General features: G+C 59.6%; 19 protein-coding genes. 6 read left to right on the top strand and 13 right to left on the bottom strand.

What is annotated here, in order from left to right; all coding sequences use genetic code 11:
• Positions 1-240: 240 nt before the first annotated feature.
• On the top strand, positions 241-1,686 hold the full coding sequence (locus tag V6F88_RS10160; RefSeq protein ID WP_120157358.1) for a catalase: 1,446 nt from the start codon (positions 241-243) through the stop codon (positions 1,684-1,686).
• A 92-nt stretch (positions 1,687-1,778) separates the two neighbouring features.
• Here the strand turns inward: V6F88_RS10160 and V6F88_RS10165 are convergent, their stop codons facing one another.
• The 10 genes from V6F88_RS10165 to V6F88_RS10210 all read right to left on the bottom strand — a co-directional run bounded on the left by V6F88_RS10165 (position 1,779) and on the right by V6F88_RS10210 (position 12,574).
• On the bottom strand, positions 1,779-2,657 hold the full coding sequence (locus V6F88_RS10165; RefSeq protein ID WP_332609281.1) for an ABC transporter permease: 879 nt from the start codon (positions 2,655-2,657) through the stop codon (positions 1,779-1,781).
• A 16-nt stretch (positions 2,658-2,673) separates the two neighbouring features.
• Positions 2,674-3,510, bottom strand: a complete 837-nt coding sequence (locus V6F88_RS10170; protein WP_332609283.1) for an ABC transporter ATP-binding protein — start codon at positions 3,508-3,510, stop codon at positions 2,674-2,676.
• Position 3,511: 1 nt separating this feature from the next.
• Positions 3,512-4,549 carry an ABC transporter substrate-binding protein gene (locus V6F88_RS10175; RefSeq protein WP_442880275.1) on the bottom strand — a complete coding sequence of 346 codons (1,038 nt, stop codon included), beginning with the start codon at positions 4,547-4,549 and terminating at the stop codon, positions 3,512-3,514.
• Between the two features lie 51 nt (positions 4,550-4,600).
• On the bottom strand, positions 4,601-5,509 hold the full coding sequence (locus tag V6F88_RS10180) for a TauD/TfdA dioxygenase family protein (protein WP_046806082.1): 909 nt from the start codon (positions 5,507-5,509) through the stop codon (positions 4,601-4,603).
• A 187-nt stretch (positions 5,510-5,696) separates the two neighbouring features.
• Positions 5,697-6,896, bottom strand: coding sequence for a M20 aminoacylase family protein (locus tag V6F88_RS10185; RefSeq protein ID WP_332609288.1), 1,200 nt, complete (start codon positions 6,894-6,896; stop codon positions 5,697-5,699).
• A 130-nt stretch (positions 6,897-7,026) separates the two neighbouring features.
• The gene (locus tag V6F88_RS10190) at positions 7,027-8,046 is read right to left on the bottom strand and encodes an ABC transporter ATP-binding protein (protein WP_332609290.1); all 1,020 of its coding nucleotides are present in this window, start codon (positions 8,044-8,046) and stop codon (positions 7,027-7,029) included.
• Positions 8,043-9,053 (bottom strand): ABC transporter ATP-binding protein, encoded by a 1,011-nt coding sequence (locus V6F88_RS10195; protein WP_332609292.1) that lies wholly within the window; start codon positions 9,051-9,053, stop codon positions 8,043-8,045. Before V6F88_RS10195 ends, V6F88_RS10190 begins: the two co-directional genes overlap by 4 nt.
• 11 nt (positions 9,054-9,064) lie before the next feature.
• Complete coding sequence (locus V6F88_RS10200) at positions 9,065-9,994, bottom strand: ABC transporter permease (RefSeq protein ID WP_332609294.1); 930 nt, start codon at positions 9,992-9,994, stop codon at positions 9,065-9,067.
• Positions 9,991-10,965 carry an ABC transporter permease gene (locus V6F88_RS10205; protein WP_332609296.1) on the bottom strand — a complete coding sequence of 325 codons (975 nt, stop codon included), beginning with the start codon at positions 10,963-10,965 and terminating at the stop codon, positions 9,991-9,993. The genes V6F88_RS10200 and V6F88_RS10205 overlap by 4 nt, the downstream gene beginning before the upstream one ends.
• 22 nt (positions 10,966-10,987) lie before the next feature.
• Entirely contained in the window at positions 10,988-12,574 is a 1,587-nt protein-coding gene (locus V6F88_RS10210; protein ID WP_332609298.1) for an ABC transporter substrate-binding protein, read from the bottom strand.
• A 115-nt stretch (positions 12,575-12,689) separates the two neighbouring features.
• Here V6F88_RS10210 and mnmE point away from each other — a divergent pair, with 115 nt between their 5' ends.
• Positions 12,690-14,042: a tRNA uridine-5-carboxymethylaminomethyl(34) synthesis GTPase MnmE gene (gene mnmE / locus V6F88_RS10215; RefSeq protein ID WP_332609300.1), complete on the top strand. Its 1,353-nt coding sequence runs from the start codon at positions 12,690-12,692 to the stop codon at positions 14,040-14,042.
• Positions 14,043-14,223: 181 nt separating this feature from the next.
• The gene (locus V6F88_RS10220; RefSeq protein ID WP_332609302.1) at positions 14,224-15,426 is read left to right on the top strand and encodes a tyrosine-type recombinase/integrase; all 1,203 of its coding nucleotides are present in this window, start codon (positions 14,224-14,226) and stop codon (positions 15,424-15,426) included.
• 2 nt (positions 15,427-15,428) lie between these two features.
• Here the strand turns inward: V6F88_RS10220 and V6F88_RS10225 are convergent, their stop codons facing one another.
• Both V6F88_RS10225 and V6F88_RS10230 read right to left on the bottom strand, forming a co-directional pair.
• A complete protein-coding gene (locus V6F88_RS10225; RefSeq protein WP_332609304.1) occupies positions 15,429-16,103 on the bottom strand; it encodes a hypothetical protein in 675 nt (224 codons plus the stop codon).
• 3 nt (positions 16,104-16,106) lie between these two features.
• Positions 16,107-17,099, bottom strand: coding sequence for a hypothetical protein (locus V6F88_RS10230; protein ID WP_332609307.1), 993 nt, complete (start codon positions 17,097-17,099; stop codon positions 16,107-16,109).
• Between the two features lie 975 nt (positions 17,100-18,074).
• Here V6F88_RS10230 and V6F88_RS10235 point away from each other — a divergent pair.
• The 3 genes from V6F88_RS10235 to V6F88_RS10245 are packed head-to-tail and all read left to right on the top strand — an operon-like array spanning position 18,075 to position 19,020.
• A complete protein-coding gene (locus tag V6F88_RS10235) occupies positions 18,075-18,347 on the top strand; it encodes a helix-turn-helix transcriptional regulator (RefSeq protein WP_332609309.1) in 273 nt (90 codons plus the stop codon).
• The gene (locus V6F88_RS10240) at positions 18,302-18,577 is read left to right on the top strand and encodes a hypothetical protein (protein ID WP_332610279.1); all 276 of its coding nucleotides are present in this window, start codon (positions 18,302-18,304) and stop codon (positions 18,575-18,577) included. Before V6F88_RS10235 ends, V6F88_RS10240 begins: the two co-directional genes overlap by 46 nt.
• Positions 18,577-19,020: a hypothetical protein gene (locus tag V6F88_RS10245; RefSeq protein ID WP_332609311.1), complete on the top strand. Its 444-nt coding sequence runs from the start codon at positions 18,577-18,579 to the stop codon at positions 19,018-19,020. The genes V6F88_RS10240 and V6F88_RS10245 overlap by 1 nt, the downstream gene beginning before the upstream one ends.
• Positions 19,021-19,137: 117 nt before the next feature.
• On the opposite strand, the gene V6F88_RS10250 is transcribed toward V6F88_RS10245, so the two are convergent.
• Positions 19,138-20,511 carry a ClcB-like voltage-gated chloride channel protein gene (locus V6F88_RS10250; protein WP_332609313.1) on the bottom strand — a complete coding sequence of 458 codons (1,374 nt, stop codon included), beginning with the start codon at positions 20,509-20,511 and terminating at the stop codon, positions 19,138-19,140.
• Positions 20,512-20,566: the final 55 nt, after the last annotated feature.

A 20,566-nucleotide genomic window follows, 5' to 3' on the forward strand; every position in this document is an offset into this window, starting at 1 on the left:
TTTGCGGCCGGTTTTTTTATGCGCGCCAAGCGCCCGACGCCCGAACCTGTTCCTGGAGATGAGGCCATAGTCGATAGGTTTTAGTAATCGACAATGCTGTTTCAATCAACTTCACAAACGCAACCTTGGCCCCTATGATGTGTCCCACATACTGCCCAGCGCCCCGTGCCGGGCAGTATCCACAACACAGCACGGGCCCGCAGCGGCTCGCGCCTTCCAGAATTACGTACGGAGTGTGCTATGACCGACAAGAAGAATCTGACCACCGCCTCAGGCGCACCGGTGGCAGACAACAACAACACGCTCACCGCCGGCCCGCGCGGCCCCGCGCTGTTGCAGGACTTCTGGCTGATTGAAAAACTGGCCCACTTCGACCGCGAACGCATCCCCGAACGCGTGGTTCACGCCAAGGGCTCCGGCGCCTACGGCACCTTCACCGTCACGCATGACATCTCGCGCTACACGCGCGCCAGCATCTTTTCGCAGGTCGGCAAGCAAACTCCGCTGTTCCTGCGCTTTTCCACCGTGGCCGGGGAACGCGGCGCGGCGGACGCCGAACGCGATGTGCGCGGCTTTGCCATCAAGTTCTACACGGATGAAGGCAACTGGGACCTGGTCGGCAACAACACCCCGGTCTTCTTCATCCGCGACCCGCTGAAGTTTCCCGACTTTATCCACACGCAAAAGCGCGATCCCAAGACCAACCTGCGCAGCGCCACCGCCGCCTGGGATTTCTGGTCGCTCAGCCCTGAATCGCTGCACCAGGTCACCATCCTGATGAGCGACCGCGGCATTCCCGCCAACCTGCGCCAGCAGCACGGCTTTGGCTCGCACACGTTCAGCTTCGTCAACAAGGACGGCGAACGCTTCTACGTGAAGTTCCACTTCAAGTCGCAGCAGGGCGTGGTCTGTATGAGCGACGAAGAAGCCGCCCAGGTCGTCGCGCATGACCGCGAAAGCTCGCAGCGCGACCTGTTCGAGAACATCGAAAACAAGAACTTCCCGAAGTGGACGCTGAAGGTGCAGATCATGCCCGAGGCCGAAGCCGCGACGTATCACATCAACCCGTTCGACCTGACCAAGGTTTGGCCGCATGGCGACTACCCGCTAATTGAAGTGGGCGTCCTGGAACTGAACAAGAATCCCGAAAACTACTTCGCCGAAGTCGAGCAAGCCGCCTTCACGCCGGCCAATATCGTGCCGGGCATCGATTTTTCGCCGGACAAGATGTTGCAGGGCCGCTTGTTCTCATACGGCGACACGCACCGCTACCGCTTGGGAATCAATCACCATCAGATCCCGGTGAACGCGCCGCGCTGCCCGTTCCACAGCTTTCACCGCGACGGCGCCGGCCGTGTCGACGGCAACGTGGGCGGTACGCTGAACTACGAGCCCAACAGCGCTGGCGAGTGGAAGGAAACGCCGTCCGCCGGCGAACCGCCGCTGGCACTGGACGGTCAGGCCGCGGCACGTTGGAACCATCGCGTGGATGACGACTATTACTCGCAACCGGGCAACCTGTTCCGCCTGATGACGCCGGAAAAGCAAGAGCTGCTGTTCGGCAACATCGGCCGCCATATGGCGGGCGTGCCGGAAGAAATCCAGCGCCGTCAGCTGGAACACTTCAAGAAGGCCGATCCGGCCTACGCGGCGGGCGTGGCCAAGGCGCTGGGTCTGACGCTGTAACGCGACAAGGCGACAAGGCGACAAGCCTGGAAAGCTGCCATTCCGTGGCACAAGAAAAAAGGGCGGTTCCACCCGGAGCCGCCCTTTTTGTTTCAACGTTGCATGCCCCAGCGACGCACCGTCAAACGCTCCAACGTGTCGAACGCCAGGTTTTCCACAAGCAGGCCGATAACCACCACCGCGGCCAGCCCGGCGAACACGCGATCTGTGTATAACTCGTTGCGGTTCTGAAAGATGTACCAGCCCAAGCCGCCCTTGCCGCTGGACGCGCCAAAGACCAGTTCCGCGGCAATCAAGGTGCGCCACGCGAATGCCCAGCCGATCTTCAGCCCGGCCAGAATCGCTGGCAGCGCGGCCGGCACCAAAATCTGCAACACATACCGCAACCCCGTCAGCCCGTAATTGCGACCGGCCATGCGCAGCGTTTCAGACACGCCCAGAAAGCCCGCATACATGTTCAGCGCCAGCGCCCACAGCACGGAGTGGATCAGCACGAACACCAGGCTGCCTTCGCCCAGGCCGAACCACAGCAGCGCCAGCGGCAGCAGCGCAATAGCCGGCAGCGGGTTGAACATGGCCGTCAAGGTGGACAGCAGGTCGCGGCCGAAGCGGGTGGATACCGCCAGCGTGGTCAACACAAAGGCCAGCACCACGCCTGCCAGATAGCCCTGTACCAAGACGCGCAACGACTGACCGGCGCGCGCCAGTAGTTCGCCATTGGCAATGCCCTGTACAAAAGCCTGCGCCGTTTGCCAGGCGCCGGGCAGCAACAGGTCGTTGTCGGTGTAGCGCGCAGCCAGTTCCCACACGCACGCCAGCAACGCCAGGATGAACGTCTTGCGCAAGGCGGCGTGCTGCCACAGCCGCTCTTGCCAGGGCAGGGGCGTCTCGGCTGTCTGCGCAGGCAAGGGCGGCAGGTCGTATTCCACTTCAGGGCGAATCGGGGGTGTGGCGGCGTGTAGCGTATTCATCGATTGTGCCCTTGCCTTAAGCCGCCGCGCGCTCGGCCACCGCCGGAGTCGACACCGGTGATTCGAACAAGAGGTCGTGGATACGGCGCGCGGCGGACTGGAAGCCGGCAGAGCCCTGCGTCTGCAAGCCATAGGCGTGCGCATTCAGTTCCGCCCGCACCCGGCCGGGGTGGGGTGACAGCAGCAGCACACGGCTACCCAATACCAGCGCCTCTTCGATTGAATGCGTGACGAACAGCAGCGTGAAGCGCACGTCTTCCCACAGCGCCATCAACTCTTCCTGCATGCGTCGCCGCGTCAGGGCATCCAGCGCGGCAAAGGGCTCGTCCATCAGCAATACGCGCGGTTGCATGGCCAACGCCCGCGCAATCGCCACGCGTTGCTTCATGCCTCCGGATAGTGTGTGCGGATAGGCGTCGGCAAAGCCGGCCAGGCCCACCTTGTCCAGGTAGTGCATGGCCCGTTCGTCCGCTTCCCGCCGACCCAGCCTGCGCGACGCCACCAACGGGAACGCCACGTTCTGACGCAGGGTTTTCCAAGGCGGCAACTGATCAAATTCCTGGAACACGACGATGCGGTCAGGACCCGGCCCCGACACGGTATGCCCGTCTATCGCGATGCGGCCTTCGGTGGGCGGGATGAAGCCGGCTATGGCCTTGAGCAGCGTAGATTTGCCGCAACCCGACGGCCCCAGCAGAATGAAGCGATCCGCCGCATGGACGTCAAAACTCACTTCGTGCGTGGCTCGCACGCGCCTTTCACGCGTCTTATATTCGATCGTCACCTTATCCACAGCCAGCAAGGGCGACGCTTTTTGAACGTTATCCACAGGGCCGGGCGCGATCAATGACATGTCAGCTTCCTTGCGCGGTCACCGCGTCGTCGAAGAAGTAGTCGCGCCAGCTGGCCGGCGCGTTCTTGATGGCTCCCACCTGATGCATGAATTGCGCCAGCGCGTACGTGTTCTGCGGTTCCAGCTTGAATTGCACGTCGGGGTTCTTGATGACCTTGATCAGAAACTCGCGGTCCTGTTTGGCGCCCGTCACACGCAAGTACGTGTCGGCGGCCTTCTCGGGATTGGCGGCGGCGAACTCGGCCGCTTCTTTCAATGCTGCCTGGAACGCCTTGTACGTCTTGGGGTTGTCGCGACGGAATTTCTCGGTGGCGAACAACACGGTGGACGAACTGGGTCCGCCCAGCACGTCGTAGGAATTGAGCACGATGCGCGCCTTGGGATTTTCAGCCAGCTCTTGTTCCTGGAACGGCGGGTTGCCGAAATGCCCGGTGATTTCGGTGCCCCCTGCAATGATGGCGGCGGCGGCATCCGGGTGCGGCAACGCCACGGAAATCTTGTCCAGCTTGTTGAATTGCGCGTCGCCCCACAGCTTGGCCGACGCCAGCTGCAACACGCGCGACTGCACCGATACGCCCACCGCGGGCACCGCGATGCGGTCCTTGTCGGTAAAGTCGGCAATGGTTTTCACATTGGGGTTGTTGGTGACCAGGTAATAGGGAAAGTTGCCCAGCGACGCCACGCCCTTCACGTTCTGCTTGCCGCGCGTGCGGTCCCAGATCGTCAGCAACGGTCCCACTCCTGCGCCCGCGATATCCACAGCCCCGGACAACAGCGCGTCGTTCACGGCCGAGCCCCCTGACAGCTTTGCCCATTCAACCGAGATATCCACACCTTCGGCCTTGCCGTGCTTTTCGATCAGTTGCTGGTCGCGCGCCACATTCAGCAGCAGGTACACGATGCCGTATTGTTCCGCGATGCGGATGCGCCCTTCGGCCAGGGCTGGCGTGGGCGAGGCCAACGCCAACACCGCCAAGATCAACGCCAAGCCCGCCCCGGTAGCGGTTTGGATCAGACGATCGCGAAGTGCGGATGACATGCGCATGGTGTTCCCTGTGGATAAGTGCTTTGTGTCGACGGAAGCGCGTTTTCAGAACGGCACATCGCCTTCGATGGTCGTGCGGTACAGCTTTCGGCGCAGGTGGTCCGGCGTGCCGCCCGCCAGATGGATCAGCGAACGGTTGTCCCAGAACACCAGATCGTGTGGCTGCCACCGGTGGCGATAGATGTGTTCCGGGCGCACGCTATGCGCAAACAGTTCCGCCAGCAAGGCGCGGCTTTCGTCCTCCGGCAGTCCGACGATGCGCGTCGTGAATCCTTCGCTGACGAACAACGCGCGACGACCGTTTTCGGGATGCGTGCGCACGACCGGATGCACCACCTCTTGCACCTGCGCAATCTGTTGCGCGCTAAGGTTGGGCCGCCAGTTGCCTTCTTTTTGCAGCTGCCCGTACTGCGCCAGGTACGAGTGCACGGCCCGCTTGCCGACGATGGCATTGCGCAACGCGGCGGGCAGCGTGTCATACGCCAGGTGCATGTTGGCGAACAAGGTATCGCCGCCTTCGGAGGGCAATTCCTGCGCGTGCAGCAACGAGCCCAGGCTGGGCAATTCCTTGTACGAAATATCCGAATGCCAGTACTTGCCCGCGTCCCCCAGGCCAATCGGCTTGCCGTCTTCCACGATGTTGGACACGGTAAGGATTTCGGGATGGCCGGGCAGATGAAACTGATGCAGCACATGGATCATCAACGGGCCAAAGCGGCGGCTGAAATCGATATGCTGTTGCGGGGTGATGCGTTGGTCGCGGAACACCAGCAGGTGGTGGTCCAGATGCGCCTGATGCACGCGAGAGAAGTCCGCCGTGGTTAGCGCCTGAGACAGATCCAGGCCAATGAGCTCCGCGCCGACGGGGCCGGGCAGGGGCTTGATATCAAATGACTGCGCCCGAAGGGCGGGGGCGGCGTCTACTTCGCGCCGCAGGGCGTTGCTCTGGGACATCGATCGCTCCGTGTTGCCTTGCGGCCTATCTGGAACGATCGATTATGGAAACCGCGCCCTGTATCTCAAACGAAGTTATCGGCGTTTGATCAAAGCTGCACGTCATATAGAAAAAGCCGCGAGACAAAGGCTCGCGGCTTCATGCCCGCCGTCTATTAGCAAATAGCCAATCGGTTATTGGCGGGCCTTACGCGGCCGGCAAATAGGCCTCGACCAGCTTCACCCAATACGTCGCGCCCACCGGCAACAACGCGTCGTTGAAGTCATAGTTCGGGTTGTGCAGCTGGCACGGACCCATGCCGTGATAGCTTTCCATGCGGTGATCGCCATCGCCGTTGCCCAGGAACAGATACGCGCCGGGGATCGCTTCCAGGAAGAATGAAAAATCTTCCGCGCCCATGAAAGGCGGCATGTCGCGCAGCACGTTTTCCGCGCCGAACGCGTCTTCGGCCACCTTGGCCGCAAAGGCCGTTTCGTTTTCCCAGTTCACCAGCGGCGGATAGGCGCGCACGAAATCCAGCTCGCCCGTGCCGCCATAAACCTGCGGCAAGGTCGTGGCGATGCGGCGCATGTCGGACTCGATCTTGTCCAGCGTTTCCACCGAGTACGTGCGCACGGTGCCGCGCAGCACGGCTTCGCCGGGAATCACGTTATAGGCATCGCCCGCGTGAATCTGCGTGATCGACAATACCGCCTGTTCCAAGGGGTTCTTGCTGCGCGAGATCACCGTCTGCAAGGCGTGCACCATGTCGGCCGCCACGATGATGGGGTCAACCGACGCGTGCGGTTGCGCGGCGTGGCCGCCTACCCCCTTGATGACGATGTCCCAGCGGTTGCTGGAGGCCATGGTGGGCCCGGCCCGGAAGCCGAACTGGTTGACCGGCATGCCCGGCATGTTGTGGATGCCGAATACGGCGTCGCACGGGAATTTGTCGAACAGCCCGTCCTGCATCATGGCGCGCGCGCCGGCGTTGCCGCCTTCTTCGGCCGGCTGAAAAATGAACACGACGGTGCCGTCGAAATTGCGATGCGTGGACAGGTATTGCGCCGCACCCAGCAGCATGGCGGTGTGTCCGTCATGGCCACAGCCGTGCATGCGGCCGCTGATGGTGGACTTATGCGCGAAGCGATTGTGCTCCGGCATGGGCAGCGCGTCCATGTCGGCGCGCAAGCCGATCGTCTTCTTGCCGCTGCCGCCGCGCAATACGCCGACCACACCGGTCTTGCCCAAGCCCGTGTGCACTTCCAGGCCCCACGCACGCAGGCGTTCCGCTACCAGATTGGACGTGCGCGTCTCTTGGAAGGCCAGTTCGGGATGGGCGTGGATATCCCGCCGCAAGGCGGTCAATTCGCCGTGCGCGCGTTCGATTTCGTCTATGGTTTTCATGGCGTTGGATTTAAGAATGAGTGGATTCAGGTAGGGCTTTCAATAGCCGGCGCGCGATGCAACTATGCGTTCTCGTTGCAAGATTCTCGCGCTTCACTTCTTTCACGTCCAGTACGGCCATGCATGCGGCCTAGGCCATATCGTTCAAGTGGCAGGCGCTGAACTGGCCTGGCGAGATCTCTCGCAACAACGGCCGCTCTTCCTTGCAGCGCGGCATCGCATGCGGGCAACGCGGATGAAACGCGCAACCGCTGGGCGGATCCAGCGGCGACGGCAGCTCGCCCTTGATCGGCTGATACGCGCGCCGCCCGGGCGTCAACGTCGGCAGTTCCTTTAACAAGGCCTGCGTGTATGGATGGTTGGCGCGTTGAAAAACGGTGTCGGTCGGGGCAAGCTCAACCACGCGACCCAGGTACATGATGGCCACGCGGTCCGAGATATGGCTCACGACGCTCAGGTTGTGGCTGATGAACAGATACGTCAGGTCCAGATCGTCGCGCAGCTGTTCAAACAGGTTCAGCACCTGCGCCTGGATGGACACATCCAGCGCCGCCACGGCTTCGTCGCACACGATCACGGATGGTTTTAAGGCCAGCGCCCGCGCAATCCCGATGCGCTGGCGTTGCCCGCCCGAAAACTGATGCGAATAGCGCTGCGCGAAGGACGGGTCCAGCCCCACCTGCCGCATCAACCCCGCCACGTAGTCGGCCTTGTCGCGGGATCGAATCAAGCCATGCGCAACGGGCGCCTCGCCGATGATTTCGCGCACGCGCATGCGTGGGTTAAGGGATGCGTAGGGGTCTTGGAAGATCATCTGCACGCCAAGCTCGTAGGCGCGCCGCAGGGTGCCGGTCATCGATTTCACCGGCTTGCCTTGGTAGAGCACATCGCCGGATGTGGGTGGCAAAATGCCGGACACGACGCGCCCCAGCGTGGATTTTCCACAGCCGGATTCACCCACGATGCCGATGACTTCACCCGGCTGCACGTCCAGGTCCACGCCGGCCACGGCGTGCACCACTTGCGTCTTCAAGCCCGCGCCCAGCAGGTTGGCGATGCGGCCGGCCAGGTCCACGGGCTGCACAAAGCGCAGCGCCACATCGCGCAGGGACAGGATAGGGGTGGCGGCGTCGCGTTGTGCTTCGCTCATTTGGGGTCTGGGTCTCCGGCATGCCAGCAGCGCACCCATTGCGCCGGGCGAACTTCAACGGGCCGCGGTTCGGTCAGACAGGCATCGGTGGCGCGCGGACAGCGCCCCCGGAACGCACAGCCTTGCGGCAGGTTCAACAGCGAAGGCGTCATGCCGGGAATCGGCACCAACGGCTTGCCGCGCGATTCCGGCGTGGGGATGGATGCGATCAAGCCATGCGTGTACGGATGCATGGGATGCGTGATGACGTCGCGCGTGCTGCCGGTTTCCACGACACGCCCCGCGTACATCACCGACACGCGATCCGCCAGGCCCGCCACCACCGCCAGGTCGTGGGTAATCCAGATCAGGCCGGTGCCGGTCTCGCGGCACAGCTTCTGCACTTCAAAAAGAATCTGCCCCTGAATGGTGACGTCCAGCGCGGTGGTGGGCTCGTCGGCGATGATCAGGCGCGGGGAATTGAGCAGTGCGATGGCGATCGCGACACGCTGGCGCATGCCGCCCGACAGTTGATGCGGATAGGCACGCAGGCGCTCTTGTGGCGACGGGATGCCCACCATCGTCAACGTCTGCAAGGCCCGCGCCCGCGCCTGCTCGCGCGATACCTTGTGATGCGCGCGCACGGCTTCGATCATCTGCGTATCCACGCGCAGCACGGGGTTAAGCGTCATCATCGGGTCTTGGAAAATCATCGCGATTTCCTCGCCCCGCAACTGACGCCAGCGCGCGGGTGTCGCGCCGCGCAGGTCTTCGCCATTCAGGCGCAGATGGCCTTCAACGATGCGGCCGGGTTCATCCAGCAGGCCCATCAATGAGAAGCCCGTGATGCTCTTGCCCGATCCCGACTCGCCGACCAGCCCCAGGATCTCACCCTCGGCCAAGGTCAGGTCCACCCCATCCACGGCCTTCACCACGCCATTGCGCGTGAAGAAATGCGTTTTAAGTCCCCGGACCTCAAGCACAGGCTGGGCCACGGCCAAGGGCGATTGCACGGCGTTTGTCTGCATCGCGTTCGTTCTCAATTTGCGTGACGCGGATTAAGCACGTCGCGCAGGTGGTCGCCCACCAGATTGATGGCGATGATGGCCAGCGCCAGCGCAATGCCGGGGAAAAACGATATCCAGTACTGGCCGGACAGCAGGTATTCAAAGCCGTTGTAGATCAGCATGCCCAACGACGGCTCGGTCACCGGCACGCCCACGCCCAGGAACGACAACGTGGCTTCCAGCGCGATGGCGTGCGCCAGGTCGATGGTCGCGATGACGATCAGAGGAGGCATGCAGTTGGGCAGCACATGGCGAAACAGCACGCGGCCCCACGACAAGGACATACAGCGCGCCGCCTCGACATATTCCTTGCCGCGTTCCACCAAGGCCGCGCCACGCGCGGCGCGCGCGAAGTACGCCCACTGCACAACGATCAGCGCAATGATCACCTTATCCACACCCTTGCCTAGAATCGCCAACAGCATCAGCGCAACAAGGATGGCGGGAAAGGACAACTGGATATCCACAATCCGCATGAGCAAGGCATCGATGCGGCCGCCAAAATAGGCGGCGATCAGGCCCACGGTGGCGCCGATGCCAAACGCGGCCAGCACCGAGATCGTGGCCACCATCAAGCTGGTGCGCATGCCGTACAGGATGGCCGACAGCAAGTCTCGCGCTTGGCCATCCGTGCCCAGCCAGTGATGCATGGACCCGTCGCTGCTTTCGCTGCCGGGCTTGAGCTTGGAATCCATGATGTCCAGCGATGCCAGGTCGTACGGGTTCTGCGGCGCGATCCACGGCGCCAACAGCGCCGCGCCGACGATGATCAGCAACATCACGAGGCCCAGCGTGGCAAGCTTGCTGGCAAAGAAGTCAGAGACGAAGCGGCGCCAGGGCGTTTGTTCTTTTTGGGCGACGAAGGTAGCGGCGGCGCTGGCGGGGTTGGCGGGGCTATTCATCGGCGGCTGTCCAAGCGTACGCGGGGGTCCAGCACCGTGTAGATGATGTCCACCACCAGATTCAACATGACCAGAAAGAACACGATCAAGAGCAGATAGGCCACGACCACGGGGCGGTCAAGGTTGATGATGGAATCGATCAGCAGCTTGCCCATGCCGGGCCACGAGAAAACCGTTTCGGTAACCACGGCAAACGCCATCACCTGACCAAATTCCAGGCCCGCGACGGTCACGACGGGGATCAGGATGTTCTTCAACAGATGCACGCCCAGCACGCGTTTTTCCGACAAGCCCTTGGCGCGCGCGAACTTGATGTAATCCATCGGCAGTGCTTCGCGCGTGGCGGCCCGCGTCACGCGGATGATCATGGCGCACTTGGCGATGGCGATTGTGGCGGCGGGCAGCGCCAGGCTCATCCAGCCACTTAACGTCAACACGCTGAGCTGCAACGAGCCGATGCTGACGGTCTTGCCGCGCCCGCCCGCGGGCACCCACCCCAGCATCACGGCGAACACCATGATGAGCATCAGCCCGACCCAGAAGTTGGGCAAGGAAAAGCCCAGCACCGACCCCGTCATGATGGCGCGCGAGCCAGGCGCCTGCGGCTTCAAGCCCGCAAGAATGCCCAGCGGCACGCCGATAAAGACGGACAGCAGCATGGCCACACAGGCCAGTTCCACGGTGGCCGGCATGCGCTCAAGGATGAGGTGCATGGCGGGCTCGCCCGTCAGGAAGCTGTTGCCGAAGTCACCGCGTACCGCCTGGCCCATGAAGATCAGATACTGCCGCCACAGCGGCAGATCCAAACCGAGCGATGCGCTGATGGCGGCGCGCTGCGCCTCGGTCGCCTCGGGGCTGGCCAGCATCGACACCGGGTCGCCCACCATGTAGATGCCTGCAAAGACCAACGCCGACATGACCAGCATGACGACGATGGTTTGCAGCAGCCTTCTTACGATTGTTGCCAGCACTGGAGACCGCCCGCGTTGCGCGTTACTTCTTCAGGGTTGCGAACTGCGCAAGCGTGACCTGGTCTGGGCGGCCCTGATAGCGGATGTCGCCCTTCATGGCCCATACCGACAGTTCAAAGTGAACCGGCAGCATGGCGTAATCGTCCATCGCCATATTGCTGGCCTTGGACAGCAATTCGGCCCGCTTGCCATCGTCCATGGTGGAAGACGCTTGCTTGACCAGCTCGTCCATCTTGGGATTGGAATAGCGGCTGCGGTTGGTCGTGCCCAGACCCGCTTCCGGGTTGCGCGTGACCAGCAAGGACGTCAGCGCGTTGGACATTTCACCGCTGGTCACGGACCACCCGGCCAGATAGGCCGAGAACTGATAGCTGTCGCGATTCTTGAAGAACACCGGCGGCGCCATCGCGTCCACGCTGGTCTTCACGCCGATGCGTGTCCACATCGATGCGATGGCTTGCGCCACCTTCGAATCGTTCACGTAGCGGCCCGACGGCGCCCCCAGCGTGATCGAGAAGCCGTTGGGATAACCCGCCTCCTTTAGCAGAGCCTTGGCCTTTTCCACATCGGCCTTGGGCGCCTTCGAATGCTCTTTGCTGGAGCCGAACATGGGGTAGGGCAGCAGGTTGCCGGCGGGCAGCGCCACGCCTCCCATCACGCGTTCCACCAGGGCATCGCGATTGATGGCCAACGACAGCGCTTCACGCACGCGCTTGTCCTTCATGGGGTTCTTGTCGGTGCCCTGGATGCCGGGTGACGGCTCGGCGTACTGGTCCAGCGCCACATACACGACGCGCACCGACGGCGTCTCTTCCACAAAGAGCTTTTTGTCGCCCTTGAGCTTGGGCAAGTCGTCGGTTGGGGGGTCTTCGATCATGTCGACGTCACCGGCAAGCAATGCGGCCACGCGCGCGGCGGCATTGCTGATCGGGCGATACACCACACGGTCCCACTCGGGCTTCTTGCCCCAGTAATTATCATTGCGCGCCAGCACGAATTCGGCGCCGCGTTTCCACGACACGAACTTGTACGGGCCCGTGCCCACCAGGCCGTCGCCGCTGTTCAATTCAGTAGTGGTCTTGCCTTCGGCAGCCGCACCCGACGCGGCCTTTTTCGACATGATGGGCAACTGCGCCAAGTTCACCAGCAGGTTCGGCGCAACTTCCTTCGTGGTGATGCGCACGGTCATGGGATCCACCACTTCCGTCTTGGCGACCGACCCCAGGTACAGCGTGAACGGCGAGGGGCTGTTGGGCACTTTGGGCACGCGGTCGTAGGTAAACGCTACGTCCTCCGCGGTGAACGGCGTGCCGTCTGAAAACTTGACGTTGGGACGCAGCTTGAACGTCCACACCTTGCCGTCAACGGTCCACGATTCGGCCAGCGCGGGTTGGGGCTTTAACTGGGCGTCGGTAGCAACCAGGGTGTCGAAAATGGTCTGGGAGATTTGCGTATTCGGCGTTAACGCGTGGTACTGCGGATCCATCGATGAGGGCTCGGTCTTCAAAGCGATCACCAGATCGCGAGCCATAGCGGAACTGAATGTGCCAAAGGCCAACATCACCGCGGCCGAGCCGCAGGCCAAGACACGCGAAAACCGAGATGCCATCGTGATCTCCCAGAGTTGTTTCGGGTTTTGAACCTCGGGGCCACATTAACCAGCAAACAAGGAGCCGCGCAACAGTTATATTCCCCTATTGTTCTCGCTTCCCCGCCTCTCAGATATGTCCGCTTACGCCCCTATTGCCGCCATTGCCACCGCCCCCGGAAGAGGTGGCATTGGCGTCGTGCGCGTTTCTGGTGCGGACCTGTCCGAATTGGTGCGGCGCATTTTCCAACGCGAACTCAGGCCGCGCCACGCGCACTATCTGCCGTTCAAATCCATCGACGGCGAACTGCTGGACGAAGGCATCGCCCTCTACTTTCGCGCACCGCATTCCTATACCGGTGAAGACGTGCTGGAACTGCAAGGCCACGGTGGCCCCGCCGTGTTGCGGCGCGTGCTGGAAAGCTGCCTGGCGGCCGGGCGCGACCTGGGCGTGCGCCTGGCCGAACCCGGCGAATTCACGCGTCGCGCCTTTCTGAACGACCGCATGGATCTGGCGCAGGCCGAAGCCGTGGCGGACTTGATCGATGCGTCATCCGTGGCGGCGGCGCGAGGCGCCATGGCGTCCCTGTCAGGCGAATTTTCATCGCGCGTGAACGACCTGTCCGACCGCATCATTCACCTGCGCATGCTGGTCGAGGCAACGCTGGATTTCCCTGAAGAAGAAATCGACTTCCTTGAAAAGTATCAGGCGCGCCCCACCTTGGACGCGCTGACGGCCGACCTGTCCAAACTGATCGCGCAAGCCCGCCAGGGCGTCATCCTGCGCGAGGGCCTGCACGTGGTGTTGGCCGGCCAACCTAACGTGGGCAAATCCAGTCTGCTCAATGCGCTGGCGGGCGACGACATCGCCATCGTCACCCCCATTGCGGGCACAACGCGCGACAAAGTGGTGCAGGAAATCCATATCGACGGCGTGCCATTGCACATTGTGGACACGGCCGGATTACGCGAAACCGAGGACACGGTCGAGAGCATCGGCATCGCGCGCACCTGGCAGGAAATCGAACGGGCCGACGTTATTTTGCATCTGCAGGATGCAACGCAACCGGGCGATGAACTGGACGCGCAAATTACCGCGCGCCTGCCGCCCCGTACCCCGGTGTTGAAGGTGTTCAACAAGGTAGATTTGTTATCCACAGCGTTCACGCCGGGCGCGGGCGAACTGGGTATCTCCGCCAAGCGCGGGGCCGGCCTGGACGCGCTGCGCGCCGAACTCTTGAACATCGCCGGCTGGAACCCCGGCGCCGAATCGCCCTGGCTGGCGCGCGAACGTCACCTGCATGCCTTGCAACAAGCGGCTGAACATTTGGAACTGGCCGGCGAACACGCGGGTCAGGACGACCGAGTGCTGGACCTGTTTGCGGAAGAGCTGCGGCTGGCGCATGAAAGCCTGACGAGCATCACCGGAAAATTCACCAGCGATGATTTGCTGGGCGAGATTTTCTCCAGCTTTTGTATTGGGAAATAATAGTAGTTCCATGGACGTCCCGCACCGCCCATAGAATCGGCTTGAAACCTGCATAAATACAGGACTTTTTGTCCATATACGTCCAGCACTGTCCAGACAAATCCAGCTTTTTTGAGTACACATATGAGTACACATAGGCCGCTATACTCGCCTTTCCTCCAATGTGTACTCACAAGCTAATATGGCCCTCACCGAAGCGAGCATCAAGGCACTCAAACCCCGTGACACACGCTACAGCGTGACGGATGAACGTGGCTTGATAGTCGAAGTCTTCCCCACTGGCGGGAAGTTATGGCATTACAGGTATCGGCTGAATGGGAAACAGCACAAGGTCAACCTAGGCCGTTATCCTGATATGTCACTCAAGCTGGCGCGCTCGCAACGGGACCTCGCCGCGATGCAGGTCAGCCTTGGGAAGTCACCCGCCGAAGAAAAGAAGAAGAGCAGGGCAGCGCTATCGGAGTCCACGACAGTGCGCGACTTCAGCGATAGATACTTGCGAGACATCGTTGCCCGAGACCGCAAGGACATTACGCTTCCGAAACGGTATGTGGATAAGTCCATTCTGCCCGCCATCGGCAACAAGGCCGTGAGCGAGGTCACCGTGGAAGATGTTCGCGCCATCATCTGGGAGAAAAAGGATCACGGGCGGGATGCCGCTGCCGGCGCCGTGCGCGGCGTGCTAAAGCGAATGTTCGACTATGCCATGACCTGCGGGCTTATCGCGACCAATCCAGTTCTAGCCCTACCTATGCGGCATGTGCATCGCGCGCAAAGCCGAGATCGCGCATTGGATCCGATAGAGATACGCCTGTTCCTCCTCGCCGCCATGCAGTCCAACATCCGTCGACAATTCAAGCTGGCGCTGCATCTCTTACTGCTCACGCTGGTGCGAAAGTCTGAACTATTCCGTGCGGACTGGAAGGACGTTGACCTTGAAAACGGAGAGTGGTACATCCCCGTGGAAAACTCGAAAACACGTAAACCACATACCGTTTATCTCTCGTCCCAGGCCACGGCCGCTTTCCTCGAACTAAAAAAATTGGCAGTGGGCAGCAACCTGGTCTTGCCGGGGCGTGGAACTGTCACAAAACCGTTTGCTGACAATGCAATAAATAGTGCACTTAAAACCGCTCTCGTTGGCCAAGGCATCCCAGCCTTCACTATTCACGATCTTAGACGGACGGCGGCTACGCGACTCCATGAAATGGGATGGCCGTCGGACATAATTGAGATTGCACTAAATCACACTATTCCCGGCGTCCGCGGTGTCTATAACAGAGCGAAATATAGTGAGCAACGGCGTGCAATGCTGCAGAAATGGGCAGATTACATTCAATCCATTTCTGCCGAAAGCTCAGTGCTTTTAACTAGCAGCCTTTAATATCAAGCGTCTCGCATCGCGGCAATTCTTTTTTGCAATGTAAGTAGCCGCGATTGATATAGCTTCAACTGGGTGCCATCCGCCGAACTAGCCAGCCGCGTAGGGCTTTTTGGTAGCTCATTAAATGCCTTAAAGAAATACGTCCACACTAACTTCTTATCTTTCTCTTGGTCAAACTGATCATTTAAGAAAGTTGCGCGCTGTTCGATTTTCTCCAGCGTCGCACTAATCTTTTTGAATCCATCTTGCTGAAACGCGGCTACCGCTCCGGCTGTCATGTCGAACAGGTCCTTGGTTGTCTTAACAACGCCTGTCCGTGCTTCCGATCGTACAAGATTTCGGCGCGCGGCTTTTGACAAGAACAACCCTTCAAGAATACAAGCATCAGCCAACATCTTAGACGAAACATACAGTGAGTTTAGAGCTTCCATAAACCCACCCGATACGTCACCCAGAGCGTCGCTTAATGATCCGTAAACGGTCGCGTAGACTTTGAGTGAGCCATCTTTTGTCTTCACCTCCGGGACAATCGACGAAGACATCATCAATTTAGCGCGACTTTCCTGATACGTCTTCAGATTTACTTCATATTCCGTCTTTTCTTCCGCATCCAAAGAAATATTGAGAATATGAGCGTAGCCTTGGGATAGGATCGTTTTTCTTACATAATCCGCCATCTCTTAGCCCTCAACCTTGTAAAACTGGCTATTTTTAACAGTATTAAAAAACTTTTCAACTAGTTGCGTCCTTTCCGAACTACCTTGACGCTTATCCAGAATATTAATAACTATTCTGGACAGGTTCATCAATAGCAGCGTCTCGTACGAATACATCAGAAATTCTTCATATCGACTTTTTGCAAAAAATGAAGAATTTCCGCGATTAAAATTCAGCGCGTATGCCATAGCATGGCTACGAAATCCCTTCTCGACGTTATCTTCGATAAGACCTAGCAAATATATTGAAGACAGATAGGAGTCGAGCGATGGAATTGAGGTTACTACATAACCAAAATCTTCAAGCTGCGATTTTTTTTCGTCGTCCGCGTCCTGCAACATCCGATAAACCGTCATGGGATCTTCTATCCGGACGATCTTACCCTTCAATTCGTAATGAAGCTCGAGTGCTCGAGCGAATGCTATTAAACAAGATTCAGCAGCACTGGCTATGCCCCCAAGAAAGGCAGATGCCTTCCGAATAGGCAAAGTCATCCAAAATGCTGCTCGTTGATTGAGAACCTTCAGCACTGGAGACTCATATACGTCCGGCTCTTTCTCGTATTCCTTCAATTTATCAATGAGAAATCGCTCAAGATCGCGAGTTCTGGTCACCTTATACGGAAAAGTGAAAAGTCCATTGACGTCAAATATTCTTTTGTTATTTGGGTGATCTTCTCGAATCAAAATGGTGGGTTTTGCCGAAGTGGCCAACCTGAGGCCCAATTCGAACATTACGTTCGGGTTTGCAGCTTCGCCAGACAAGTCGCAGATGACAACATCTGCACTGGCAATATCTTCGATTATTTTATCTAGCATCGCCAGCGAATTCCCAGAACGAATCACCGCATAGCTATTATCCAGCTCTCGATTTTCTTCTATCGGAAGGCGAATGTAGTCGTTAAAAAAACTGGTAAGGTCTGATTCGGTTCTCCCGTTTGCTGAGACAAACGGCATGATTACGAATATCTTGCAGTTCTTCATATTTCGACCTTAGATTTCGTTGATATTATTCCGGTAAATGTACTATTTTTTCGCGATTTAGGTCAACATTTAGTTACCTTGACTCCTGTAGTTCTGACGAACGTCAGGGTCAAATTCCGCATAGTCGATAGCCAAATGATCACCTGTTAATGGCTCCGATTTAAGTCGCGTCGCGGACGGACCGTCGGGGACTGAAAATTCTGGCATTTAGTTCCGTCTCTTATGCTCAACCGCACGGCCATAAAGTGCTTCGTTCGGGCTCCTAGCAAAAGTGCGCATAAGGCGTGAAAATTTTTCTCAGTGATTTCGCGATCTCCAACTGCCCATTGCCCTGCATTAGCAGCGCCTGCCGTTAAAAATGAGATTCAATCGTGTCGGCTCTCGGCCTTTAGCACCGATTCACCGTCCCTTCCAAAGTGAGTCGCAACTGCGTCATTTTGCGTCTCCTTTGGCACTGGTCATTGCCCTCGGAAGGCCTGCATGCATGGGCTTCCGAGGAAACTGACTCGTGCGTCAGATCTCACACATCTAGCGAGCGCGCAGGCGGGAGGGGGAAGTGCGCGCGCAGGGGCATCACCTTGTTGACGGCCATCCGCACGCAGCGGCTCCCAAAAGGTCAACAACGCCCCGACTAGCAAACGTGAAATCGCTGCGCACCGTTGTCGGGTCCTTCAGGGGCGTCGGCTGCCTAGCGCGGAAACGCTTCGCGCTGGGTACTTCATGCGCATCATGCGGCTTCCTTTTGAATTGGGCGGTTCGCCCGGGCGATGCATTCGTCGCCGCGAATCCACATTGCGCCGCGATTTCGCCAGCTCGTCTTGTACAAGGCGCTTCTACAACCGCCCGTCATTGTCGGCCCATCAAGGCCTTTGCATCATGGATTCATGTCCAGCGTTGTCTACGCAAATCCGCAATTACTTGCTTGGACAGAGACCAATGAGAACCACCATGACGCAATCAGTACCGCATGCAGCACCTGTCGCACCGCGCCACCATTCCCCCGGACTTGCCGCGCAAGATCGCTTCCTCCGTATGCACCAGGTCTGCGAAATGTGTGGCCTGTCCCGATCAGCGATTTACGGTCGCATCAAGCTTGGCCTTTTCGCGGCTCAAGTACAGCTAGGCCCCAAAAGCGTAGCGTGGTTGGCGTACCCCGGATCTCCGAAGCAGTCACCATGGGTTATGAAAGCGCGACCGACAGGGCGATTCAGATTGTTCTGACAAAGGTACGCGATCACTTTCTTGCAAACAGAAGCTCCATGGAAAGCGATGACGTCTTCTCGGCGTTTTCTCTTGCTCCCGGCTGGCAGGATTTCGATCCACGCAACACCTCACTCGCCGCGCGTCCCCAAGAGCACGCCATGCCCTCACCATCTGACTTTCCCACAACCACCATTCAGCGATTACTCAAGGCTACGTTCAAGGCTACAAGCCCACCGAGAGCGACGTGATGAACACGTTGCCCGACCAGCCCCATTGGTCGCGTCAAGGGGTGAATCTGCTGCCTGACATGTGCTGGGCCAAGCTACAACAAGGTGCACGCCCTTGGCTTTGGCTAAACGGAGCACACAGCGAAACTCTTGAAACAGATGTGCTGGCTATAGCCAGGGCTTTTAACTATCGCTGGGTGTGGCGCGACACAGCTTGGGAATACGGTTTTCCTGGCTATCGTCAGGGGCCGATGTTGGTGCCGCTTGACGAGTCGCTGTTTACCTTCGGGCTCGATCACTGGTTTTTCCTGCAAGCGGGTTTGATTCTCACGGGCCCCGATGATGAAGGCATCCAGTACAACGTGCCGTACACGCTGTTTCCCAAGGAGATCGATAAGTTGTGCGACTTCGACGAGAAGCGCAAGCCGGTGATCCGCGTGAACGGGGAGCGCATTGATCTATGACATGCTGCTGGGCGTATGACAGACAGGGGGATCTAACGTCTGACTTAACAACATGAGCTTTTGCTCACATTATCCATTCAGCTTTCAATTCCCCTTGCTAAGTTCCGCCTTTCGGCGTCACCTCTCGACGTCAGTTTTTGCCGCCACTTTCCACGCCGCCCGCTGCGCGCGTTCGTTGTTCGCCAGTGATTTCGCATACACCGATTCCGGCCGTATCCGATGTGCAATGACGTATCCCGTAATGCAGGCCAACATCAGCGGCAGCATCACTTCATAGCTCAGCGTCATCTCAAAAATCATCAGCGTCGACATTAGCGGCGCATACGTGGTGGCGGCCAGCAACGCCCCCATGCCGACAACGGCATAGCTGGAAATTGCCGACACATCACCCGCCGGCAACAGCACTTGCAGGCCGCTCGCATACAGCGCACCCAGGGCCGCTCCCACGAACAGCGTCGGCGTGAACACGCCGCCGACCGCGCCAGACCCCACGCTGGCGCCCGTGGCCACTATCTTCATCAGCAAGATGGCCGCCACTGCCTGCCAGGCCCATTGCGTATGCAGCATGCTGTTGACCACGCTGTAACCATTGCCCCAGACCTGGGGGTTGACGACCGATAAGGCACCGACCACCAGTCCGCCCAATGCCATCCGGAGCCAAAGCGGGAGGGGCAACCGCGAAAACGCGGCGCGCGACAAATCCAGAAAGCGCAAGAATTGGGGCGCGAACAGGCCGGCGGCGACGCCCAGTCCCAGGTAATTGATCACTTCCCACCCCGACACAAATTCAAAATGGGGCATATGGAAGACGGCGTCGTAGTGCAGGATCTGCCGCGTGACGATGTTGGCCACCACCGACGACACCACAAGCGGCACCAGCGTGGCGGACGAAATCACGCCAAAGACGATCTCGGATATGAACAAGGCGCCCGCAATGGGGGCGTTATAGGCGGACGTGATGCCTGCCGTGGCCCCACAGGCGACCAATAGCCGCAGATGGCGTGGCGGCAGCAGCAGGAATCGGCCGGTCAGCGATGAAAACATGGCGGCCAGCTGGACCATCGGGCCTTCGCGCCCGATCGATGCCCCGGAGCCGATGGAAAAAATGGACGACAGGCTGCGCGCGAGTGTCTGGCGCAGGCCAATGACGCCGCGGCCAATGGAAATGGCTTCCATATAGTCGGCTGCGCCCCGCTTTGGCAGCCACCGGGCAGCCATTTGCAGGACGAGACCGGCGACGGCGCCCCCCGCAGCGGGCAACAGAAACCGTTGCCAGGGGTCCAGCCCCCGCGCCAGCGACACCATGCCGCGCGGAACCTCTTCGCCGCCCAGCAACATTTGCGTCCAGCCCAGCAGTTCGCGAAACACCACGGTTGCCAGGGCGCCGAACAGCCCCATCAGCGCCGCCGCACACAAGGTGGCGGGCAGATTGTTGGCCACCAAGCGGGCCCTTAACCGGTACACCAAGCCGTGTTTCGCCCTGGATTTCATGAAGCTTTTTTCTATAGCCATCGCCGGATTTTACGGCGGAAGCTGCTCACTTTTT

Origin of the sequence: Achromobacter sp. ESBL13 (assembly GCF_036668755.1) — a bacterium.
Taxonomy (GTDB): domain Bacteria; phylum Pseudomonadota; class Gammaproteobacteria; order Burkholderiales; family Burkholderiaceae_B; genus Achromobacter.

Excerpts from the sequence above, each read along its gene's own strand:
- V6F88_RS10160 (WP_120157358.1), top strand. The coding sequence starts at position 241 with ATGACCGACAAGAAGAATCTGACCACCGCCTCAGGCGCACCGGTGGCA.
- V6F88_RS10165 (WP_332609281.1), bottom strand. The coding sequence starts at position 2,657 with ATGAATACGCTACACGCCGCCACACCCCCGATTCGCCCTGAAGTGGAA.
- V6F88_RS10170 (WP_332609283.1), bottom strand. The coding sequence starts at position 3,510 with ATGTCATTGATCGCGCCCGGCCCTGTGGATAACGTTCAAAAAGCGTCG.
- V6F88_RS10175 (WP_442880275.1), bottom strand. The coding sequence starts at position 4,549 with ATGTCATCCGCACTTCGCGATCGTCTGATCCAAACCGCTACCGGGGCG.
- V6F88_RS10180 (WP_046806082.1), bottom strand. The coding sequence starts at position 5,509 with ATGTCCCAGAGCAACGCCCTGCGGCGCGAAGTAGACGCCGCCCCCGCC.
- V6F88_RS10185 (WP_332609288.1), bottom strand. The coding sequence starts at position 6,896 with ATGAAAACCATAGACGAAATCGAACGCGCGCACGGCGAATTGACCGCC.
- V6F88_RS10190 (WP_332609290.1), bottom strand. The coding sequence starts at position 8,046 with ATGAGCGAAGCACAACGCGACGCCGCCACCCCTATCCTGTCCCTGCGC.
- V6F88_RS10195 (WP_332609292.1), bottom strand. The coding sequence starts at position 9,053 with ATGCAGACAAACGCCGTGCAATCGCCCTTGGCCGTGGCCCAGCCTGTG.
- V6F88_RS10200 (WP_332609294.1), bottom strand. The coding sequence starts at position 9,994 with ATGAATAGCCCCGCCAACCCCGCCAGCGCCGCCGCTACCTTCGTCGCC.
- V6F88_RS10210 (WP_332609298.1), bottom strand. The coding sequence starts at position 12,574 with ATGGCATCTCGGTTTTCGCGTGTCTTGGCCTGCGGCTCGGCCGCGGTG.
- mnmE (WP_332609300.1), top strand. The coding sequence starts at position 12,690 with ATGTCCGCTTACGCCCCTATTGCCGCCATTGCCACCGCCCCCGGAAGA.
- V6F88_RS10220 (WP_332609302.1), top strand. The coding sequence starts at position 14,224 with ATGGCCCTCACCGAAGCGAGCATCAAGGCACTCAAACCCCGTGACACA.
- V6F88_RS10225 (WP_332609304.1), bottom strand. The coding sequence starts at position 16,103 with ATGGCGGATTATGTAAGAAAAACGATCCTATCCCAAGGCTACGCTCAT.
- V6F88_RS10230 (WP_332609307.1), bottom strand. The coding sequence starts at position 17,099 with ATGCCGTTTGTCTCAGCAAACGGGAGAACCGAATCAGACCTTACCAGT.
- V6F88_RS10235 (WP_332609309.1), top strand. The coding sequence starts at position 18,075 with ATGACGCAATCAGTACCGCATGCAGCACCTGTCGCACCGCGCCACCAT.
- V6F88_RS10240 (WP_332610279.1), top strand. The coding sequence starts at position 18,302 with ATGGGTTATGAAAGCGCGACCGACAGGGCGATTCAGATTGTTCTGACA.
- V6F88_RS10245 (WP_332609311.1), top strand. The coding sequence starts at position 18,577 with ATGAACACGTTGCCCGACCAGCCCCATTGGTCGCGTCAAGGGGTGAAT.
- V6F88_RS10250 (WP_332609313.1), bottom strand. The coding sequence starts at position 20,511 with ATGAAATCCAGGGCGAAACACGGCTTGGTGTACCGGTTAAGGGCCCGC.